This is a genomic window from Roseateles sp. (assembly GCF_039595295.1).
Taxonomy (GTDB): domain Bacteria; phylum Pseudomonadota; class Gammaproteobacteria; order Burkholderiales; family Burkholderiaceae_C; genus Roseateles.
In genome coordinates this window covers 48,763-70,815 of sequence record NZ_JBCNLU010000019.1, presented here as the reverse complement: position 1 = coordinate 70,815, position 22,053 = coordinate 48,763, and the positions used below count along the sequence as shown (strand labels likewise).

13 protein-coding genes are annotated in these 22,053 nt (G+C 61.3%); 7 read left to right on the top strand and 6 right to left on the bottom strand.

The annotated features are described in order from the left end of the window. The first annotated feature begins 131 nt into the window (after nucleotides 1-131). Nucleotides 132-452 carry a hypothetical protein gene (locus ABDW59_RS15135; protein WP_343630666.1) on the top strand — a complete coding sequence of 107 codons (321 nt, stop codon included), beginning with the start codon at nucleotides 132-134 and terminating at the stop codon, nucleotides 450-452. A 157-nt stretch (nucleotides 453-609) separates the two neighbouring features. Further along, entirely contained in the window at nucleotides 610-921 is a 312-nt protein-coding gene (locus tag ABDW59_RS15130; protein WP_343630665.1) for a helix-turn-helix transcriptional regulator, read from the top strand. On the opposite strand, the gene ABDW59_RS15125 is transcribed toward ABDW59_RS15130, so the two are convergent. Further along, nucleotides 922-1,230 (bottom strand): helix-turn-helix transcriptional regulator, encoded by a 309-nt coding sequence (locus ABDW59_RS15125; protein WP_343630664.1) that lies wholly within the window; start codon nucleotides 1,228-1,230, stop codon nucleotides 922-924. A gap of 859 nt (nucleotides 1,231-2,089) precedes the next feature. Between ABDW59_RS15125 and ABDW59_RS15120 the strand changes: the two genes are divergently transcribed. Both ABDW59_RS15120 and ABDW59_RS15115 read left to right on the top strand, forming a co-directional pair. After that, nucleotides 2,090-2,299, top strand: a complete 210-nt coding sequence (locus ABDW59_RS15120; RefSeq protein ID WP_343630663.1) for a hypothetical protein — start codon at nucleotides 2,090-2,092, stop codon at nucleotides 2,297-2,299. 351 nt (nucleotides 2,300-2,650) lie between these two features. Continuing rightward, a complete protein-coding gene (locus tag ABDW59_RS15115; protein ID WP_343630662.1) occupies nucleotides 2,651-3,097 on the top strand; it encodes a hypothetical protein in 447 nt (148 codons plus the stop codon). Nucleotides 3,098-3,386: 289 nt separating this feature from the next. Here the strand turns inward: ABDW59_RS15115 and ABDW59_RS15110 are convergent, their stop codons facing one another. The 3 genes from ABDW59_RS15110 to ABDW59_RS15100 are packed head-to-tail and all read right to left on the bottom strand — an operon-like array spanning nucleotide 3,387 to nucleotide 6,300. Continuing rightward, on the bottom strand, nucleotides 3,387-4,355 hold the full coding sequence (locus ABDW59_RS15110; protein WP_343630661.1) for a hypothetical protein: 969 nt from the start codon (nucleotides 4,353-4,355) through the stop codon (nucleotides 3,387-3,389). Continuing rightward, on the bottom strand, nucleotides 4,352-5,497 hold the full coding sequence (locus ABDW59_RS15105) for an MFS transporter (protein ID WP_343630660.1): 1,146 nt from the start codon (nucleotides 5,495-5,497) through the stop codon (nucleotides 4,352-4,354). The genes ABDW59_RS15110 and ABDW59_RS15105 overlap by 4 nt, the downstream gene beginning before the upstream one ends. Then, the gene (locus ABDW59_RS15100; RefSeq protein WP_343630659.1) at nucleotides 5,497-6,300 is read right to left on the bottom strand and encodes a class I SAM-dependent methyltransferase; all 804 of its coding nucleotides are present in this window, start codon (nucleotides 6,298-6,300) and stop codon (nucleotides 5,497-5,499) included. Before ABDW59_RS15100 ends, ABDW59_RS15105 begins: the two co-directional genes overlap by 1 nt. A gap of 393 nt (nucleotides 6,301-6,693) precedes the next feature. Between ABDW59_RS15100 and ABDW59_RS15095 the strand changes: the two genes are divergently transcribed. The 3 genes from ABDW59_RS15095 to ABDW59_RS15085 all read left to right on the top strand — a co-directional run bounded on the left by ABDW59_RS15095 (nucleotide 6,694) and on the right by ABDW59_RS15085 (nucleotide 9,349). After that, on the top strand, nucleotides 6,694-7,263 hold the full coding sequence (locus ABDW59_RS15095) for a hypothetical protein (protein WP_343630658.1): 570 nt from the start codon (nucleotides 6,694-6,696) through the stop codon (nucleotides 7,261-7,263). Then, entirely contained in the window at nucleotides 7,263-8,384 is a 1,122-nt protein-coding gene (locus ABDW59_RS15090) for a hypothetical protein (protein ID WP_343630657.1), read from the top strand. Before ABDW59_RS15095 ends, ABDW59_RS15090 begins: the two co-directional genes overlap by 1 nt. A gap of 161 nt (nucleotides 8,385-8,545) precedes the next feature. After that, nucleotides 8,546-9,349: a hypothetical protein gene (locus ABDW59_RS15085; RefSeq protein WP_343630656.1), complete on the top strand. Its 804-nt coding sequence runs from the start codon at nucleotides 8,546-8,548 to the stop codon at nucleotides 9,347-9,349. Between the two features lie 898 nt (nucleotides 9,350-10,247). Here ABDW59_RS15085 and ABDW59_RS15080 read toward each other — a convergent pair. Then, nucleotides 10,248-20,990: a calcium-binding protein gene (locus ABDW59_RS15080; RefSeq protein ID WP_343630655.1), complete on the bottom strand. Its 10,743-nt coding sequence runs from the start codon at nucleotides 20,988-20,990 to the stop codon at nucleotides 10,248-10,250. Nucleotides 20,991-21,124: 134 nt separating this feature from the next. Further along, nucleotides 21,125-22,027 (bottom strand): hypothetical protein, encoded by a 903-nt coding sequence (locus ABDW59_RS15075; protein ID WP_343630654.1) that lies wholly within the window; start codon nucleotides 22,025-22,027, stop codon nucleotides 21,125-21,127. Nucleotides 22,028-22,053: the final 26 nt, after the last annotated feature.

Genomic DNA, 22,053 nt, shown 5'->3' with positions numbered 1-22,053 from the left:
GTCGGCCGTGTTCCGTCTTGCGCACGACGCGACGGACAAAGTAGGACGCCCGCGCAACGTCGCAGGCTTCGTCAAGGTATGCACCGCGAGGGAGAAGCGGCCTCGTTTCGGCACGCAATCTCTTCCCAAATTTGCACACTGACATCGACCGGCTCAACCAATCGGCGTTCTGCGTTTGCCTGAAGCAATGCGCGCAGCAGCTCTCCAGTCTCTGGGGCACAGCACAGCCGGTACCGCCGTCCGGAGAACGTGACGCAGCTGGCGGTGGCCACTTCAAGGGCGACGACCGGCGTGGTGATGCGCATCGTTCCCGGCGCGATCTCTGCGCATATATGCATGGCACCGTCGGCCGCGCGGTACAGACGCCAATGATGAAGACCTACATCGGGCTGCTGGGCGACGTCTGGCGCGTCTCGTTCATTGAGGAAGAAAAGCTGCATTCGTGGGGGTAGGCGATCGCTCGCGCTGGATGAAAGTGGACTCTTAGTTGCAACTAAGAGACTAGGTTGCGACTAACAGCTCGGGGGCGCCGCGACCGCGGCGAGTCGATCGACAAATACGGCTTATATGCCGTGGCCTGAAAGCGACGGGGCGCCGATCCTGCGCGCCGTGCCCAAGAACGCCGCCATCACCGCAACCACAACCAAGCGCTCGACTTCGTTCGAGCCCGAGGTTGCGCGCGCCGTCGGCACCGTCATCCGCATCGTTCGGGAGGCTCGCGAGTTCTCCCAGGACGGGTTCGCCCTGCACGCCGGGGTGGACCGCTCTTACTACGGCAAGCTTGAACGTGGAGAGAGGCAGCCGACCGTGGGACTGCTTCTTCGCATCGCGAAGGCACTCGATGTGACGGGCGCCGAGCTTCTGGCGCAGGCGGAGGCGTTGATGGACCAGCCGCCGAGCCGCAGGCGCACAAGGAGCTGATCACGGTCCCCGATGGGCGGCAGGCCGCAGGCGCTTTTGACCCCGGCGGCCGGTCCCAGCGATATCTCCTTGAAGGCGAGCGTGCAACTGCTTCGCGAATGTCACGATGTCGGTATCCATGGCCGCGAGCCAGGCAACAAGCTCTGTGATGTCCAAACGCCGCTCGCCCGATTCAACTCGGCTCACGATGGCCTGCGATCGGCCTAGGCGCACGGCTAGGTCCGACTGACGCAGACGCTTGGACATGCGCACATCGCGCAGCAGCATGAGGAAGACATCGTTGGGACGGCTGTACAGAGACTTGTGCATGGCTGTCGAGCACGCTATCCCTTCCGCGGAATATCCGGAAAGTGCATCTATTCGCCTGCACGACGGTGCACCAACTGGCCCGGGATTTGCTATCCCCGCCGCGACGTCGAGAGAATAGCTGACGGCATATGTGCCGTACGCGGTCGTCCCATCTTCAAGGGTGAGCGACCTGGATTGACAGCCGCTGCATGTGCCCTGGGGCGGCGCGCATTGCGCGGCTCTTCTGAGCCCTTTCGATGATGTTTGTCTCGCCGCGAGGAATCTCGCCACCGCCCCCCGTGCCCAGCGATGCGCCGGCTCATGCACTGTGGCGAGTTCTCGGGATGGCCAGCTCCGCCCCCTGGCTATGCGCGTGGATCGCCAAGGGAAGTGGCGTCGACAGGCATGTCGAGCAGATCTTCGCGTCAACTAGTGCGGAGCTGGTCGGTCGGATCAGGGCGTCGCCACAGAACCAGGTCCTCCAGATCCAGTGCTACTCACCTCGCAATTTGGAGGGAGGATGGGCATGCCGGCGCATTGCCGCGGTCTGGGTGGCAACGCGCGACCGCTGGCCAATCACCATCTTCACGGACGTGGCCGGGCAAGACTTTCTGATAATGGACCAGGAGGAGGCCGAGCTGCCGAGCGACATGGAGCTTCATGGTCGGCACTTGGTTGCTAGAGTCGGCGCCGTTCCAGCACGAGGACTCGGAGCGGCGGACACGGCCAATAATTGCATCCCGAGTGCCGCTCAACGAAAGATCGAGCGTCTGCGGGTCCAGCAGACGGCTGGATCGACCGGCTAGTCCGCATCACGTACAAGCACCCGACTTAAGCACCTTTACCGGTGACACTAGCCTCTTTTCAAGGAACCGACCTCATGGACGACGACGAGTTCTGGGTTGACGTGGAAGTCGAGCCAGTTGGGGCAGACCTCTTTCGGGCAGTGCTTGTGCTCGGCATTCGGGAAGCTGAGGGTCCTGAGGAGGTGCCGGCTCGTATTCCACTCGCTGGCGAGCACCCCAGCGCGGACGAAGCCCGCGCTGCAGCGCGGGCCGCTATCAAGGCGATGGCGGGCGGCGGTCAGTAGCTCCGGCCAACGGCAGCCTCGTCCAGCGAACTTGAGCGCCACTACCTAGGGAGTCCGGGTAGTGCGAGAACTGCATCGCCCTTTGAGTGCTGCGCAGGACTAACCTGGATGATGGACTGGTGAGTGCGCGCACGTATAGCTGCGCTGGCAAGTAGCCTGGCCAAAATGCCGGGAAATGGCCAGCCTGCTTGCCATTGCGGAAGCTATTACTTGCCCTTCACGAGCTCTTCAAGAGCGCTTGACCGACGCACCAGGAGCCCGCCCCGCCGAGGTCGCTTGCGTCCGAGGATCCTGCCGGGGGAAGTTCGGTCCAAGCGGCTCGGCGACAACACAGCGAAGGAGAACTTAACGATGAGCATCACGCTCGACTACCAGTCGGTTGACCCTGTACCGGAGCCGACCGCGGCTCTGATGATCCGACATGCGGTTCAGCTCGTCGACGAACACGACTGGTGGGCCGAGCCCATCAGTCTTGACCTGCGCCAGAGGGACCGGCGCCTTCAAGGGTCGACCCGCATCCGCTTGGGAGGCTACGGCCTCGTCGAGGTGCCGCGTGACGAAGAGGCCTTGATGGTCTGCCGCGACACGCGCTTCGTCGTCTCCAGCTTGGCACGTTGGTCGAGCAAATATGGCATCTCTTGGACTCTCTCTGAGATTGGCACGGACATCGGAAGCATCGTTGGTGGCAAGCCTGACGAGAAGCTCGCCCGCTACATCGCCGGGCTCTGCACAAACCTAAAACTGCCGGCCTCGGCGGAGGCAGACGTGCTGAAAAAACACGAGGCTCGCAAGTACTGAGCCCGACCACGAGCGCATCTTCAGCTCCCGTCCGACTCGCCCATAGCGACAGCTCGGCAGGGGGCGCTCCGTTAGGCGATTCTGGGCACCGTCCGACAGGAAGACACAAGGCTGCAGGGGCCCGCGTCCGAGGCGTCAGATCAACATAGACGGCCTCCTCCAACAGCGTCGGCAGGACCTCCGAGCCGGCGAGTCAGAGAGTTGCTGCCGGCGTACCCCGGAGGCACTGAGTGATAGCGCTTCTCCCATAGCCGCTCGGTCGTCGCACAAGCAGTGCGTGGAATGCCTATCACGAATGGAGTTTGGGGGCCCCCTCCGGAGGGGCCATGTCGAGTCGCCGAGTGGGCGTCGCGACCATGCGCTTGATCAGCGCCATGCGCAGCGCAACTGCATTTGCCGCCTGCCGGAAGTACGCTGCAGACGACGAACCGTCCAGGGCCTTCGGTACCTCCGGGCCTCTGGGAAGGGGATGCAAGATGATGGGCACGCGCTTGCAACGCGTCAGGGCCATCGGGTCCAGGCAATACCGAGGCAGAGGCTGCTTGGCCGGGTCGTTCATCCCCACCATGTAGACCGCATCAACCTGCTCCAGATGCGCAGAGATACTAGTCCCGTAGTCGATGAGTAAGCCTCGGTCGACCAGTTTCTTGGCCAACCCGGGGTCCAGATCGCTTCCGGGGTGCGGCACAACAAGTACCCGGACGCGGCCATACAGCGACAGCGCCAGCAGCAACGAGCGGGCACACCGCTGGTCAAGATCTCCCACAAGCATCAAGCGGAGGTGGTCCAAACGCCCCAGTTCACGCCAGAGCGTCATGACATCGGCCAGCGCTTGTGTGGGGTGCTCCGTGCCGTCGCCCGCGTTGATCACTGGAATCTTGGACATGGCGGCGTACTCACTGGCGGCGTTGGCGGCCGGGTGTCGGAGCACGACGATGTCTGCATACGCATTCACTACCCGAGCAGTGTCGGCAAGCGACTCTTGCCACGCCGATCCGGCTCTGAGTGTCGCTCCGTCGGCGCAGGAGAGGCATCGCGCGCCCAGACGCATAGCGGCCGACTCGAAGCTCAGTCGCGTCCGCGTGCTGGGCTGAAAGAACAGCGTCGCAACGATGAGCCCATCCAGGCGGGGAAACTCAGCAGCAAGACCAGCATCGACCAGCTGAGTAGCGTCGGTGATCAGCGAGTCAACTTGATCCGCACTCATCGACGCGACTGACACAAGGTGTGGCGGGGTCATGCCGAGACTGGTCGTCATGCGAGCTCCTGCTTTGAATCGCTTCTGCGCCAGAAGAGGATCAGCGCGACCGCGAAGAGGCTCGCCAGGGCTACGCCGACATACTTCGAGCCCAAGGCGTCCATCACAGCCCCGACGGTTGGCACGCCCATCAGGCTGCCCAGACCCCACGCGAGAGCAAGCATGGAGTTGGCGGTGACTAGCAGGTCCTTGCTGAACTGCTCCGCAACACTGGCTAAGACGACGGTGTACAGACCGAATGCGGCCGCACCCGCCGTGAATGCGGCGAGCAGAAGGGCCGCCTCAGCAAGAGCGAAGGTGTAGATTGCGCTGCACGATAGGAATGCGGCAGCTGCGAACGCCGACAACACGGAGGCCTTTCGGTACCGGTCCGCAAGGATCCCTGCGGGAATCTGTATGACGACCGCGCCCACGAGAGCCGCGGACGCCAGGCTAGCCCCCACGCGCTCCCCGTATCCCAGCGCAATTGCACTGGTGGGAAAAAACGAGAGTGCGCCGTTGTCAAAGATGGCTACGGCGGCCGTGGCAAGAATCAGCGGTAGCAGCCTTGCAAGCCATGAGAGACGGCTCAAAGCAACTTTGTCTCTGGAGGGGCTCAGGTCAATCTGACGCAGCTCTGGACTGAGGAGCGCAGGGGCCGACAACCCCAACATGATTGCCGAAGCCGCTGCCAACGTGCCCGCATGTCCTATCCCCGACAGCACCAGCAATGGACCACATGCGTAGCCCAGGGTCACCAAGGCGTTGTAAAGGGCCATCGTCTTACCGACGGCGCTCCTTTCGGCGATCGTCATGAGACTGCTTTCTCCCACGACGAACATCACGTTGGTCGATAGCCCAAGGACGAAGCGCAGCAGCCAAAGGACCCAGAACGTCGGGAGAAGCGCGCAAAGCACGAGAGCACCGGCTGACACGAAGGCACTCGCCAGCAGCCATTTGTGCGCAGGGCCTCGCGAGATCCGGGGAAGCAGCGCGGCGCATAGCACCATCCCCAGCGGCGATGCCGCTGCATTGAGCGCTACGTCGAAGGCCGAGTGCCCTTGGGACTGCAGGTGCAAGGCCAGCGCGGCATAGGTCGCGCTAAGGCCGACCGAATAGCCGGCGATCCCGACGCTGATCCCAAGCTCCAAACGCTTGGCCATCACGCCGGCTCTTTGCGGGCCGTCAGAAGGAAACTCAGCGGCGGCACGATCTTGCTGCGCGCAAGCCTGGGGAAAGCGCCGGACGGGTCTTCGGCGGTCTCGTCAAAGTGCTCTATCGCTAGCCCTGCAGCAAGGCACGCCTGGATGATGTCGCCAAGCGTGTGGTGGAAGTAGAAGATCTCTGACGCCTCGTAGGTGGTCGATCCGACATAGTCGAGGCCAGTGGTATGGCTCACCGGAGTGCTGTCGAAGTAGGAGCGAACGAACTCGACCGGTTTGTCGCCTCGGTCCCGGTCCAGCTCGAAGAGGTCGGTGATGGGGTGACAGTCATAGATGGCCAGGTGGCCGCCGGCCTTGAGTATCCTTGCCGCCACCGCGATATACGCGGCTGAATCGGGCATGAAGCAAAGCGCACCTGACGTCACGACCACAAGGTCAAAGCGCTCGTTGAACTCCGGTGCGATCTGATAGACGTCCGTCGCGACGAACGACGCGTTCACCTCCGCCGACGACGCCAGCTTGCGGGCTTGGCTGATGAACTCCTCGGAGATGTCAAAGCCAGTCCCCGAGGCGGCGCCCAGTCGCAAGATTGAAATCAACTCGCGCCCGTTGTTGCAGTTCAATTGCGCGATCCGCTTGCCCTGGACTCCGAGGCGCTGCAGCTCCGCTGCAAAGACAGGCGTTAGGAAGCTGGTGGCCGGGTCCTTGAACTTGTCGATCAACTGCTCCGTATGCTGCCAATGGATCGGCGCGACTTCATTCCATGCGTCGCGAGCCATATCCACGTATTGCTGATTGCTCATTGGCGTCCTCCGTGAGGCCATATCGCCTCCACGTCGGAGGCTCGCTTGACGAGCAATCGCAATACCGGGCGGTCAAGTTCCGACCCGACTCTCGAACATCCCCCCCAATGGGGGTGCCGTGTAGTCCCGCGCCCTGCTTCGGATCCAAGATCGCCCCGTATAGGGGTTTCCCGGCCCCTGCTCGCGGGGGATGGAATCTACTTTCGCGTCCCGATCTGTAGAGCCGCTGGGGGCTGCGCGCCGTTCTTGTGAGCCGCTGCGCGGACGCCCGCTTGGACCTGCAGTAAGTGGCCCGCCCCAACAGCAACGATCCGGGAATGAATCTTGACGTCACTTAGAGATCACGAGTACGCGGTGCTCGGAGGCGTTAACCGCGCCAGCATCGGCCGCTACTTGGCCATTCTGTCTAGCTCGATCTCCGCAGGGTTGGTCTTTGTGCTGCTGCAGGCGCAGGACTATGCCGAGAAGATGGGCTTGGACGTGAACCTGCCGCCGATCGTTCTGTCGCTCGTCGGGGCCGGCGCTGTCTATACCGTGCTGTTCTGGCTGCTCAAAAATCACGCGTGGAAATGGCGCCCGCTGGCGGCGCTTCTGAAGGTTCCCAACCTCGCCGGCACTTGGGACTGCAAGGGTGAGACCCTGGATCGAGACGGCAAGGTCACCTACGCATGGGTAGCCGAGGTCACCATCATCCAGTGCTGGGACAAGCTTCGCGTGCGGCTCAAAACCTCGCAGTCGGGTTCGAACAGCATGGCGGCCGCGCTGACGCATGATAGCGTCGACGGTTGGCTGCTGCTCTATCAGTACCGCAACGACCCGAAGATCGGCGAGCCCGAGTTGAGCTCGCACGTCGGCACCTGCAGCGCGACATTCTCCAAAGATCTCACCTCCGCCGCCGCCGAGTACTTCAACGGCGTTGGGAGGGCTACGTTCGGCAAGATGACTTGGACCCGGAGACAGTGATGGCGCGTGACATCAACCAGCGAATCCAGCAACTGCGCACGCGCCGCGATGGCACGCGCAGCATGGCCACGGATGCATATGGACTCGACGCGACCTTTGCCGAGTCCGCGACTCCCGCCGAATCGTGGGAGTCCCGCGGCCAAGCGAATCAGCCCTACACCCGATACGCGCTGGGCTCTATGCAGGCCGTCAGCGACACCTACACCCGCGTCAGCAAGGAGACCGCGTTTCGCGTCGCCAAGCAACTGAACGAACGTTTGGGCAAGCGCGGCGTCGGCGCTGAGTTCAAGCTGCAAGGATCGGTACCGCTGGACGTTCACATCAAGGGTGTCAGCGACGTGGATTTGCTGGCGCTGGCCACCGAGCTGTTTTCGTACGACGCGCACGGCGCCAAAGCGCTGCGGGGTGAGTACCGCAATCCGGCGAAGCGCACGGCGCTTGCTGTGCTGCAAGAACTGCGTGGCTTCGTCGAGATCGATCTGCAAGACGCCTTTCCCGCAGCCAAAGTGGACAAAGCGGGCGCCAAGGCCGTCAAGATCTCCGGGGGATCGCTCGCGCGAGACGTCGACGTAGTGCCTGCCGTCTGGTTCGATACTGCGCAGTATCAACAGTCCGGCCTCGCCTCGGATCGTGGGACCAAAATTCTGGACAAGAAGGCCGGCACAACGATCGACAACCAGCCTTTCCGCCACATCGAACTCATCGGCACGCGCTGCGACCGCATCGGAGGCGGTCTGCGCAAGGCAATTCGCTTGTGCAAGAACGTCAAGGCCGACTCTGATCGCAAGATCATGCTGCCAAGTTTCGACATTGCTTCGACCATGTATCACGCGAACATGGATGCCCTGCAGCTCGGCATCTATTTCGAGCTTTCGATCCTTGCCGAGACCCAGCGTCACCTCGACCATTTAGCCTGCGACCACGATTTTGCGCGGACCTTGTACGTGCCCGACGGTAGCCGCCTGATCTTCGATACACGAGAAAAGCTCCTCAGCTTGAATGAGCTGTCGCGTGACATGGATGAATTGCTTGACGCCGTCTACGCGGAGCACACACCTGCCCATCTCGCGCAGCATTTCAGAAGCGACAAGCGCCAAGTGATCAGCAAGCTTGCGGCTTGAAGGCCAGAGGCTTCGCTCATCCATCGGCCAACCCTCTACGGGGGCTTTCGCTCGGCATCTGGGCTGTGAACGCAGCAGTGATCAACGCGGACCAACCCGCCTTTAGCGCTGAGCGTGGTGCCCATTGCGCATCTTCCACATGCACGGCACCATCGCGCCGCATGCAAGACTCCAGCTCCCTGCTCGCAGCCTACGATGACCAGCTTCGCTCTGATGCGGAAACACCGACCGCGATCGCGGTGACAAGGCTCGGGCCGCTTCGCCTTGTCTCCTTCGCGCGAGGCCGCGGCTTCGTGACCTACCGCGATCTCGGCGGGGCGGATGCCGCAGACATCGCCCGCTTGGTCGAAGGCGCGCATCGCCACTTCACCGGCAATCCCGAGTTCCGCATCGTCGAATGGAAGACGCGAGGCCATGACCGCGCGCCCGGATTGCACGACGCGCTCGTCGCGCATGGCTTCATTCCGGAAGAGCCCGAGTCGATCATGGTCGGCGAGGTCAGGTCGCTGGTCAGCGACGTCGCCTTGCCTGAAGGCGTGACGCTGCGCACCATCGACTCGCCCGACGACGTCGCGCGCATGTGCGCGATGCAGGCTGAAGTCTTTGCCGACGTGGAGTCCGACGCGATGACGCAGGCGCTGCTGAGGCGGCTCGCGCTCAAGGACGGCATGTCGTTGTGGATCGCGGAGGCAGGCGGCGAGATCGTCACCTCGGGCCGACTGGAGCCTGTCCGCGGCACGGCGTTCGCCGGCATCTGGGGCGGCGCCACTCGCGCCGCATGGCGCGGGAAAGGCATCTATCGGGCATTGACCTCCGCGCGGGCTCAGGCCGCGTTAGCAGCGGGGAAGACACTGATCCACAGCGACTCGACCGAGTTCTCGCGACCCATCCTCGAAGCGGCCGGACTGGTGAAGGTGTCCACGACGACGCCCTATGTCTGGAGGCGCGAGCTGATGGCTTCCTAGACCTGGGGCCGACGTTGGGCGAGAACGGGACACTGAGAATGAAAGGCCGTCGCCTTAATCTTCTGGAGGGGCTCCCGGAATTCCGCGGCCCTTTCGGCTTTTCCAGGGGTCGGTCAGCTCGGCGTTTGAGCGTTTTGGCGCTCACGGAAAAACGGGAGCACGACCGGCTTAGGGCAGCAGGCTCTTTGGCGTAGATCGCGACCGTAATTTCTCTGTTCGCACCCAAGCTCGCTCCCCTTGGTGCACCTTGCGTCGTCCCTCTTCAGCCAGACCATCAAGCCGGTTTGGAAGCGGTGGGAAAGGGAGCGATGACCGGGGGTTATCCCGCAGACGCTAACCCCAGTAGCTGCATTGAAACCGAGCTCACCCCCAAACGGGTGATGCAGATCTTGGGCATCAAGAAAGCAGCGCAGGCGATGAGACTGGGGGGGCGCGTGAGCGCCTTTTGAGCCCCGCATCGCGGCTCGGATGCCAAGAGCACCTCTCAAGCTCAGACGAGACCTCGGAGAGCCCGTCAGCGCTTCGCAGGGAACGTGCGCGGCCCGAGCTCGTGGCGGGCCGCAGTCAAACTTCGTTTCCACACGCCGTCAGCCTGAAGCAGCCACTTCCTCGCTTCGCTCAAAGCGGAGCTCACTGGGCCTGCGACTTCTGCATCATGGTGGCCATAGCGTCTGGAAAAGCCATTCGTGCAAGCTCTTGATGCTCGTAGGCGCCTTCTAGTCTTCGACGGACTGGCGGCCCAACATCCCCCTATGGTGCCCGCGCGGCGAGGGGTGCCCCTAGAGCCGCGGCGCAGAGCGGCAGAGCCGCGAAGGTGGCGTCCTGGTGAGATCTTTCAGATGAAGCAGAACATCCCGCCATGAGGCGGGATGTTCTATCGACTTACCGAGGGGCGCGCTCAACGCGCGGCCACGGCGATCAGCGTCCCCTCATCGCGCCAGTAACTTGGCAACGCAGCGTTCGTCGCCATGGAGGGCGAGTTGCCGAACGACGCCATCGCCGCGATGAGGGCGTCGGCCTGCCGAGTCACATCCACGTCGAAGGCCTCGATGAACGCATCGCCAAGCGAAGCGTCGTCGCCGAGGTCCTCAAACAGGCCTAGCTCCTTCTCCATGCGGACCATGGTCACCTTGGCGGTGGACGCCTGCCCGGCTGCCGTGTTGACCTGCGCATTGGTCAGCACGGTGCCGTCGGCGAACACCACCCGCTCGACCTGGTTGGCAGCACCCAGGTACCAGTCCTTGACCACCACCTTGTCCGTGGTGGTCCCGGTGAAACTGATCTCCAGATTGTTGTTCACCTTCTTGAAGGTCGTGGCTCCGCGCGTGATGCCCGTGCCGAAGCTGAGTTGGTCCAGCACGTTGGCCGTCGAGTCACTGTCCTGGATGGTGTCAGTCCCGTCACCCTTGCTGAACACGTACAGGTCTGCCCCGGCTCCGCCGACCAGCGAGTCGTTGCCGCCTGCGCCTTGCAGCGTGTCGTTGCCTGCGCCGCCGGTCAACGTGTTGACGCCGGAGTTCCCGATCATCAGGTTGTCGCTGCTGTTGCCCGTCGCGCTCAGGGCTCCAGTGCCCTGCAAGGTCACGTTCTCCACATTGGTGGCCAGCGTGAGCGTTGCGGTGGTGAACACTGTGTCGATGCCCTCCCCTCCGTTCTCGGTGATCACGTCGGTGGTGGCGTCCACATAGTAGGTGTCGTCGCCCGCGCCGCCGAGCATCGTGTCGTTGCCAGCTCCGCCGTCGAGCGTGTCGTTGCCAGCCCCTCCGGTCAGCGAGTCTGCGCCGGCCGCGCCGATCAGCATGTCGGCCCCAGTTCCGCCGTCGAGCTTGTTGGCACCGCTGTTGCCGGTCAGCACGTTGTCCAAGGTGTTGCCGGTGCCATTGATCGCCCCGGTGCCCGTCAGGGTCAGGTTTTCGACATTCGCTCCGAGCGTCCAGGTGACGCCACTTTGCACAAGGTCAATCCCCTCGCCAGCGTTCTCGATCACCACATCACCCACCGCGTCGACGACATAGGTGTCGTTGCCCTGCCCGCCGCTCATGGTGTCGTTGCCCGTGCCGCCCGACAACACATTGGCTCCGGCGTTGCCTGTGAGGATGTTGGCCAGTGCGTTACCCGTGCCGTTGATGTTGGCGTCGCCTCCCAGCGTCAAGTTCTCGACATTGGTGGTCAACGTGTAGGTCACGTTGGAGAAGACCGTATCGATCCCTTGGTTCGAGGACTCCGAGACGACATCACCAGTACTGTCGACGTAGTACAGGTCGTCCCCCGTTCCGCCTTTGAGCGTATCCGCACCCAGCCCACCGTCAAGCGTGTCGTCTCCGCCATATCCAACCAGTGAGTCGTTCCCGGCGAGGCCACTCATGCGGTTGGCCTGATCATCGCCTTCCAAGGTGTCATTCCCGGCGGTTCCGAATCGTTCGGTCGCCTTCGCCTGAAGCTCCGCATCACCCCAAATCACGCCATTGGCAAACCTGACAGTCTCAACGCCAACGAGTACCGCCTTGGCCCCTGTAGTACGCGACTCGAGCGTGTAGCCCCATCGCATCCCCTTCGGAGTCGACACGTCTCCCACGGTGACGACGAGATCCTCAGGCTGAACGCCGCCGGCAACGACGAACTCATCGCTCTCACCCGATTCGTCCAGCGCCGTTGTTTCGACGATGAGGTTGTTCTCCACGCTCATCGGTGAGCGAGTGAAGTCAAAGACATAGGAGTCATTCCCCGCATCACCGATCATCAGCCCGGGACCGGTCAAACGGTCGTCTCCTTCCCCTCCGACAAGGCGATCGGTGGGCTTCCCGCCAGTGAGAACATCGGCACCAGCTCCGCCCAGGAACAGGTCCGCATCCAAGGTATGGATCGACACCAGGTGCTGAGCCATATCACTACCGAAGACCACACTTCCGTCCGAGAACTCGAAACGAATCGTCGCGTAGGAGGAACTCGCATCGACTCCGTCGTCGTCATACATGAAGAAGTCCGGAATCGTGACGAGATCATCGGTATTCGGAATCGAGATGACCAGCGCTCGTTGGACGCCGCGTGAGAACTTGACCTCGTTGGCACTGATGGTTGAGTCGAAGCGCAGCGTTGTGGTGTAGCCGCGTTTCTGCCCACCAGACACGATGTCGTGTCCAAAGCCTCTGCCGAACTGGAAGATCACATCCCGATCGGCTGCGAACAGGCGGTCATTCCCGGCCCCCCCAATCAGCGTATCTCGGTCTGCACTGTGCTCCTCATTGGGGAGCTGCGAGTTCCATGGGAGACCGGCTCCAAACCGATTGGTGCCTGCATAGAGCGAGTCATCTCCGTCACCGCCGTCCAGCAGGTCGGAGCCAAGCCCGCCGACGAGGGTATCGTTCCCAACACCGCCGGCAATCAGCGAGTCATCGTCATCACCACCAATGAGCAGATCGTCGCCGCCCTCACCCTCGAGCCGGTTCGCGCCGCCGAAGCCGTAGATGGTGTCGTTCCCATCCCCCGCGCGGAAGGCATTCTTCTCAAGTGCGTCGAGGATGAAGTCATCTCCGGAGGTAACCGTGTTCGCCTCGGCCACCAGGCTATCGAGCGAACGCGAGCTCCCGTCGGCAAAGGCTACGCCATCAATCCCGAAGAGCCCTTGCGGGTAGTAGCCCTCCGTGGGCGACCAGGTGTAATTGAAGGCGCCAATCGTCAAAGCGCTTCCACTCGACCCGTAGCTGAGCGTCAGGCCCGACTGCCAGCGAAGACCTCGCGGCAACCCTGTGTACTCATACGAATTGTAGAAAGCCGCGAGTCCGTTCCAGCGAATCGAGAGCGAGCCGGCGGCAACGTCCGCGCCAAACTTCAGAGTGTTCGAGGAGCCATCTTCTGCAAGGACCGTGTCAAGGCCGGAGGCATCGGACAAAACGATCGTGTTGTGCCCTGCTCCTCCGCTGAAGGTGTCGTTGCCAGTCCCGCCGATCAACTCATCGTCGCCGAGTCCGCCAAAGAGCCGGTCGTCTCCCGCGCCACCTTCCAGCGTATCCGGCCCCGCGCGCCCATAGAGCGTGTCATTGCCATCCAGTCCCCGAAGCAGTTCACCCGCTCCGGTTCCCTTGAGAAGGTCATCTGCACTCGTGGGAGTTTGAAGCTGGGCGGCGACGAGCGCGGCCATGTCGAGTTCGCTCCCGTCCTGGAACCGAACTCGCTCGACCACAGTTGAGATCTGGCCGGCTATCGCCTTGATTGTGAAGCGCACGGTCGCCGAGCCATCCTTCCAGCGCAACACAACCTGATCCTCGTCGGACCCTGAACTCAAGGGCTCAAGCGCCACGGTGACTCCACTCGGGGGCGCGTCGACCACCAAAGTGTCTTGTCCACCGGAGCTCATGTCGTCCAAGATCTCGACGTTGCCATCACCAGCGCGGACCAAGAACGTATCGTCGCCCGATCCTCCATTGAGGCTCCCGCCTCCAGCACCGGCTTCCAAGGTATCGTTTCCGGCGCCGCCCCACAGGTAGTCGTAATCGCCGCCGCCGCGGAGCACATCGTCGCCATCGCCGCCCAGCAACGAGTCTCTACCCAGCCCCCCATCGAGTGTGTCGCTACCGCCGTAACCGACGATCGAGTCATTGCCAGTTGTCGAACGCAATGTGGCTGCAACCAGTTGCTCGAACGAGTAAACCGTGCCATCGCCAAGGGTCACCTTCTCGATCGCCCCGGCGGCCTTGTTGCCCAGCGCATCAACCGCGTCGTTGATGACGATGCGCAAGTTCGCTGCCGTGACGGAAATGCCTGTACCCGTTGAACGAATCACGGTGGAGTCGGCCGTGACGTAGGCGCCGTCGAAGACGAGCTCATCCCGGTCTCCGCCTGCATCACGAATATTCCAGGTTTGGGTAACCTGGTTGCTCACATAGCCATCAAGGGTCGTAGCGACATACTGGTCATCCGAGCTGGCGGAATCGTCGATGGAGACCGCTGTGATGTCCGCAGTCGAGCCGTACGCAACGCTGTAGCTGTCTGCTCCTTGCCCTCCGTACATGGTGTCGCGTGCGCCACGCGTCCTGCTGCTCAAATGATCGCTACCGTCACCGCCGTACAGCACATTGACGCCAGCTCCACCACTTAGCATGTCGTCGCCCGCCTCCCCCCAGAGCGTGTCGTTGCCCTCATCGCCGTTCAGGACGTCATTGCCAGCCCCGCCCTGCAGAAGGTCTGCCCCGGTCCCGCCGTACAAACTGTCGTTGCCCAGGCCTCCTTGGAGCGAGTCGTTCCCGGACTCCCCAAGCACATAGTCATCGCCCTCCTGGCCGTCCACGCGGTCATCTCCGCCACCAGCGCTGTAGCTGTCCCCGAACGGCCCGAGCAAAGCCACATCGTTGGCATCGGTGCCCAGCTGCGGCAAGTTGGTGTTGCGGTAGATATCTATGGAATCCCAGACAGTTCCGTCGTCAAAGACGAAGCGCTCGATGGACTTCATCGCATAGTGATCGACGATGACGATGCTGTCACCCGTGCCTTTGACCCAGATCTGCAGATCACTGGCTGTGCGCGTGAGCGCAAGCTCCGAGGGACTGATGCCCGCCTTGAACTTCAAGGTATCGACACTTGGCGCGTCGTATGCCTCTCGAAGGGTGGAGGCTCCTCCTGCAAGTCCCCAGACGTATGTATCGGATCCATTCCCGCCGGACATGGACTCGCCGTCAACCAGCAAGTCATCGCCATCTCCACCGTCCAGCACATCGATGCCGCTATCGCCGTACAACGAGTCATTGCCGTCACCGCCACGAATCGTGTCCGCGCCAGCCCCACCCCGCAGTAGATCCGCTCCGGCTTCGCCTCGGAGCTCGTCATCACCGCCGAGCCCGTCGATGATGTCATCGCCACCGGTTCCGACAAGGATGTCAGCGCCATTCGTCGCGCCGCTTTGAAGCTTGGATTGGATCGCCGCCGCATCCCACTCAGTGCCGCCCTCAAAAAGGATCCGTTCGATTGACTGTCCAGTGAAATGGTCTCTGACGACGACACGATCTACGCCGGATGTGATCTGGATCACGAGATCATTGCCCGAACGGGATAGCAAGAGATCCGACGGCTTAGTTCCGCTTCCTACTCGCAGCGTGTCCACCTCCGCGGTGCTCGCGCTGCCATCGGCGATGGTGTCTTGCCCGCTTCCGGCACCCCACCAGTATGTATCCGCGCCTTCACCACCGACGAGCAGATCATTTCCCTCTCCGCCGTCGAGGGAATCGCTGCCCGCTCCGCCGTCCAGCCTGTCAACACCATCTCCTCCGAACAGCAGATCGTTCCCGTCTCCTCCGATCAGCGTGTCAGCTCCCCCGTTGCCAACGAGTTCGTCATCGCCAGCCAAGCCGTCCACCATGTCCGAGCCTGAGGAGCCGATATACAAATCGCTACTGGCCGTCATCCCGCCTTGGGCTTTCTGCTCGATCGTGGTTGCGTTCCATTCGGTACCGTCCTCGAAGGTCAGCCGCTCGATTCCGCCCCCGACGAACTGACCCTTGATGAGAATGCTGTCCGACCCACTCCTGGACCGAACCAACAGATCGTCGCCAACTCGCTCAAGCAATACGTCAAAAGCGCCGAGCCCAGCAGTCAGGCGCAAGGAGTCGATATCGGCAGCCTGACCCGCATCGTCGACCGCAACATCTGCGCCGCTGCCGCGGCCCCACACGTAAGTGTCCGAGCCCTCGCCGCCGACGAGCGTGTCACTTCCCGCTCCGCCGTTTAGTACGTCTCTACCTCCTCCACCGCGAAGCACATTGTCAGCAGAGTTGCCGGTCAAAGAATCGTCACCCAAGCCCCCGGTCACGTTCTCAATGAGAGTATTGAAGCCAATGAAGGCTTGGTCGGCCGCAAGGATGCTGGTCGCCTTTGCACCGCGATAGATCCAGCTCCCTGGCGTCAAGTCGACATAGACGCCAGAGGCCTCCGCGCTCGCGTCAAAGAGGTCCAGGCCTCCGCTGTCCTGCACCCATCGGGTGCGGAAGTCGACGATGTCGTTTCCGCTGCCTTTGTTTTCAGCCACCCCATAGAGAAGCTGCAGCGCAGCAACATCGAACGCCGCGAGATCCGTTGCCGGGCCGCCCGGTCGGGTGTAGGACATCACCGTGTTCGAGTTCGTGTTCTCACTGTTGGGAAGCACCGGCGCTTCGAACGGATGCTTGAGACCAAGCGCGTGGCCAATCTCGTGCAACAGCACTTCGAAGCCGGAGGAGCCGACGTTCAGCGTGCGCTGCGTCGCGACATTGCCGAACTCGTCTCGCACCGGTTTGGAGAAGTACGTGCTATTCAGATGCACCTCACCGGCGCCGGCGCTGGCGTAGCCGGCGAAGGCTCCAAAGCCTGCGGACACGAGGTCATCCAGATGGAAACTGAGGTCAGACTGTGCGTCGTCCGCCACCTCTGCAAATGTGAGATCCAGCACTGCGCTGAACCGCCCCAGCGCCTCGCGCACAGCCTGCTTCTGCGCCTCCGAGAACTGATAGCCCCCCGTCACGCCCACCGGCACACGCGTCGCAAAAGAGAAGCTCAGCGCATGCTTTCCAGCTGCCTTCACCGCTTCACGCGACAGCAGCGCATTGACGAAGTAGAGCGATGCCAGAGACGCGAAGGGATCCGGTTTCACCTCGCCCGCTGGCGGCGGAGGTGCTTTCGCCAAGATCTCGTCCTGTCCCCATATCGTCCCATCTTGGAACTGGATCTCAGCGATTGCCGGCCCGGCCGGACCCGAATCAGAGCTGGCGGAGGTGCTGCCCAAACTGAAGTTGCTGCCTAGGTAGTATCCGACCACTCGCACCTGGTCATCGAGCCCGTACTTGATCAGAAGATCGGTGCCGTCTCGCTGCAGCGTTCGCACATCTCCACTGGCAAACTTGAATGCGATGACATTTCGACTGCCTCCTGCTCCGTCGTCATGCAGAGTGTCCTGTCCATCGCCTTTAGAGAAGATGTAGAGATCGCTGCCCCCTCCGCCATTCAGGTCGTCGTTGCCTGCCCCCCCCTCCAGAGTGTCGGCACCGTCCTCCGACTCGCCACCATCGCCGTATAGACGATCGTTGCCGCTCCCCCCGTTGAGAAAGTCCAGCCCATCTCCACCAAAGAGCACATCGTCGCCCGCCCCACCGTCCAAGAGATCGTTGTCAGCTTCGCCCTGCAGATCGTCACTGCCCGAACCGCCGACAAGCATGTCGTTGTCATTTCCGCCGTAGAGCCGATCGTCGCCTTCGCCCCCGTCAAGGTAGTCGGCGCCGTCCCCGCCCCACAGGTCGTCGCTGCCGAGCTCGCCGAACCCGTGGTCGTCGTCTGCGCCGCCGGAGATCCGATCGTCGCCAGTACCACCGAAGAGGTAGTCATCGCCATGATTACCCCAAAGAGAATCATTCCCTGCGCCGCCGGCGAGATAGTCTCCGCCCATGAGACCAGTATCGAGTGCAGGGGGGTAGGCGCCTGTAGGGTAAAGGTTCGGTGCGTCGCCAGTCAGCTTGTCGTCGCCCTCTCCGCCATACAGCATGTCGGCCCCATAGCCGCCGACCAGTTGGTCATCGCCTGCGCCCCCTTCGAGTAGATCTCGACCTGCACCGCCAGACAATTCATCGTCGCCATCGCCGCCGTCAAGCCGGTCATCTCCGTCATAGCCAATCAACAGGTCGTCGTTCGCATCTCCGAAAAGCCGGTCATTGTTGTTTGCGCCATAGATGACATCGTTGCCGTCACCGCCATGGAACAACGCTCCTTGCACGTTCTGGCCGGGACGCAGTAGATCCCCGCCGACGGGTAGCATGACGGTGAGTTCGATTGGCTTGCCGATGTTCGGCCCAGGATCGGCGCGCAGATCATCACCATCCTGAAGAAACTTGTTGTCGCCGTACTGAATGTCCCCAACAGTGATCGTGAACTTCAGGTCTGGCTCCAGGCTTGCCGCAGGTGACCCCGCGTTCTGCCACCAGAAGTACCCGTCATAGTCGGGGAGCGATGCGCGTTCGCGCTTCACGCTCACGTCGAAGCTCGACAGCTCTGGGTGAGCGATCTCATAGTCGGTGCCGGGGAAGCTGTAGTGAAACGGAGATGCTGTGGAGTACCCGCCGGTGGGAAGGGAGTACAGCCAGTAGGCGTCCTCCCCGTCCGTCCGCCAGAAAATGGTGTTGACGACGCTGCGCTGGACCTCAAAATCGCGCCCGGCCACAAGAAGGTCGTCGCCCGCCCCCCCGAAGGCCGCATCCTTTCCGCCTCCAGTGAAGATGACGTCGTTGCCTTCGCCGCCCTCGACCCAGTCAGCGCCGTCGCTCATGTAATCGCTGTTGATGAGGTCGTTACCTGCACCTCCGACAAGGAAGCTGCTTCCAGCATTCCCGTACAAGATGTCGTTGCCCTCGCCGCCGTCAAGCGCATCGCCTTGCTGCTCGTCGACGAAGTTGTTCAAGGCGATCGACCTAGGGGTGGTCAGCAGCGTCTGCGGACGCTCAGGATCCTGCGGCTCTCCGCTCAGGCTGATGCCATATCGACCAGGACTCCAGTCCTGTAGATAGATCGTGTTCTTCGCGTCGCCAGCACTACTGATCGACAGCGTTATGGATTCACCCGCTTCCAACTTGCGGATCTCGAGCCCATTGGTAATCCAGGCGAGTTTGTCGGCGTCATAGACTGCGGCACCCTGGATCTCCACGCCGCCCACCCGTAGGGCATCTGCACCCTGGACGTCATCAATGAGATCTACGCCAAAGTCGGTCTCTGCGTAGTTGTACGTGTCTGTGCCCGCACCACCTTTCAGGTAGTCGGCGCCCTTACCACCAGTGATCTCGTCGTTGCCGGCGCCGGCGTCCACCAGGTCCGCGCCGTCGCCGCCATTGACGATGTCGACTCCTGCCCCGCCGCGGATGCTGTCGTTTCCAGTGCCTCCATCGAGGGAGTTGTTGCCCTGGCCTCCGATCAGAATGTCGGTACCTTCGCCGCCATCCAGGAACGACATGCCTGTGCCACCGCCGATCTCCAGGACGTCGTTGCCGTTGTCACCATGCAGGAAATTGGAGTCAGGCCCTCCTTCGTCATAGAGGAAGTCGTTGCTGTCCCCGCCCCAAAGCTTGTCGGCGCCGGCACCTCCGGTGATGAAGTCGTTGCCCTCATCTCCCAAGACTTCATCGTCTCCAAGCCCCCCCGACAAATAGTCGGCCCCTCGACCTCCGCTGATCGTGTCATTGCCTTCGCCGCCATAGAGCGTGTCGTCGTAGGACTTTCCATCTACTAGCAAACCACCATCTCCTTGGATGGAATCGTCTCCCAGCCCTCCTTCGATGAAGTCGCTTCCGGCACCTCCGGTCAACGTGTCATTGCCGCCATCCCCGTAGAGCCTATCGCTATTCACACCACCTTGAATGGAATCGGCTGCCCTTGAACCAAAGACGAATACTCGCGCATTCAGATCGTGCAGTCCTACGTCTGGGGTGGTCGTCGGCGGCGCACCCGGCTTCGTGCTGTCAGGCACTCCACTATCAGGATTGACGCGGAAGCTAACACCTGAAGAAAGGTCCCTATACGTCGCCACTTCCTTGGCGTACATAAATGGAGCAAAGCCTCCGTTCGTAGGTGTCGTCGCTCTAGCTAGCCAGCTAAGCATTGCTGCTCGGTCGTCAATCCAGCGTGTGCTGAGGTTGCCCGTACCGGTGGCGGGATCTACCAGACTGAGCTCGCGGTCACCGGGCGACCGAGGCGAGAGCAGCACTAGAGAGAGCCCAGCGAGTGCTGCTCTCGCATCTATTTCGGTTCGAGCCAAAACACGTAGCTCTTCGGCCGTCAAGATGCGAACTGCACCGGCTTGCATTTCTGCGGTCGTCCATTGACTAAATATCTGTCGGGCGCGAGCCTCGAAGTTATCTTCGTTGGTGCGACCGATCTTCGCTTGCCCGGAAATCGTCCCCTCAATCATGTCGAGGAATCGGGTTACTCCAGCTCTACTCATGACTTGCATTGGCTGGCCAACAGCCGGCGTGCGCGCTGCCACGGCATCCAAAACGCCGAAGGCCTCCCCCCAATTCTTGGCTTGCGAAGCAATTGCAAACTGAGCCGGGAGCCCTCCCACCCATTGCTGCCACCAATCCTCAAGCGACGGCATTCCGCTCGGGAGCACTCCACTTTTTATTGCACTGAAACTGGCCTGAGCATAGCTGTATGCCGCGAAGATGACGTTCTTCAAATCATCGACCGTATCGAGCCTATTTGATTCACCCGCTGTGAGGAGCCTCCAGCTTTCATACGGGGGATTTCCACCGAGCATGTTAAAGCCAAGCGCGCCAGCCCATGCACTGTTTGCAGAATATGCCGTATCGGAAATTCCGAGAATGCTTTGATATAGATTTCGGCCGATAGAAGATGCATCCGCCTCAGCCAGTTGACTGATTGTCGGAATGGTATATCCGGTCTTCTTTAGGTTATCTAGCAAATTAAAGGCCACGCCATTTGAAGCAAGCTGCATTTCCTGCTGCGTCAAGGGGCGTCCAACACGAAGTTGAAACTCCCTCTCTGTATAGCTTCGAATGAACGCGCTGTGGATGCCAACTCCCGCGTTTGCTCCAGCAGCAACATCGAGCCAGAGCTTGACGCTTTTGGCAGTATCAATATCCGTTGCCGACAGATTTCCATAAAGGATACGCTCACTCAAGATTGCGCTTAACTCCACGTAGAACGGCGCCCAGTTACCGTCCGCGGTCTCCCTCGTAGCCGACGTTTGAGCGCTGCAGTGCAAGAGCGCTTCCCGAACTCGGACTTGCTCCGCTTCATTCAATTGAATTGACATTATTTCTCTCCCCGGACCTTATGTTTGATTTCCTCGCGAACGCGCTTCACCACTTCCGCGGCAAGATGCGTTTGTCCGCCTAGGGCCACCTTCACCAGCACCCGCCCATCCCCCGGAACATCGACGCCAAACCAAAAACTACAGTTCCCGGTGGACTTTCCTGCTGTATCGTCGGGCTGTCGTGCCGCTGCTAGGTACACCTGATCCTCCTGGAGGTGGGACGTTGCGGGCTGAACACAGGAAATCGCGATGGGCTTTTTTGTCCGATCGTCCATCGTGCCATTTATTGACCAGCGAGCCGACGAGTCAATCGAGCGCATCTCAGGCACCTTATTGAACTCGGAGACCTTCCACGCACTCGCCTCCCATCTCGTGAACACCGCCCCAGGGAATGTGCGCGGCTCACCAATAAAACTCAGGGGTAGCCCTGTTTTTTGCATGTCACGCCCCTCTATTCCGTATATGAGGATATGTGCAGCAACCCTCACCCCCCCAGCTAGACGCTGCTCTGCCATTCGACGTTGAGACTCACTCAACCACGCCATGTCCTGCATCAGGTATCTGTTGAAGCTGACGCTATTGCCGATACACGCATCCCGCAAAACACCTTCACCTTCATCATTCAAGAAAATAAAGTGTGAATTTTCAATTCGGACGGATCGGAATGGTATTGTTCGAGCATTTATTGACGAGCATTGCGGATATTTAACCCCGTTTGGCAAAACCTCTGCGGAGTTTTTAATCTTCGAATTTTCCCAATAATCCTGGTCGGCCGCCACGGAGGGCATCACCGCAAGCCCTGCGCCAGATGCGAGGATGAACCCGATCACCCCCCTTCTGGGGGCCGAGTCGCCTATGAAGATTTTCCAAAGAAGAATGTTAATTCGAGATTGAAATCTCATAAAAACCTTTCAGTGCAGCTTATATG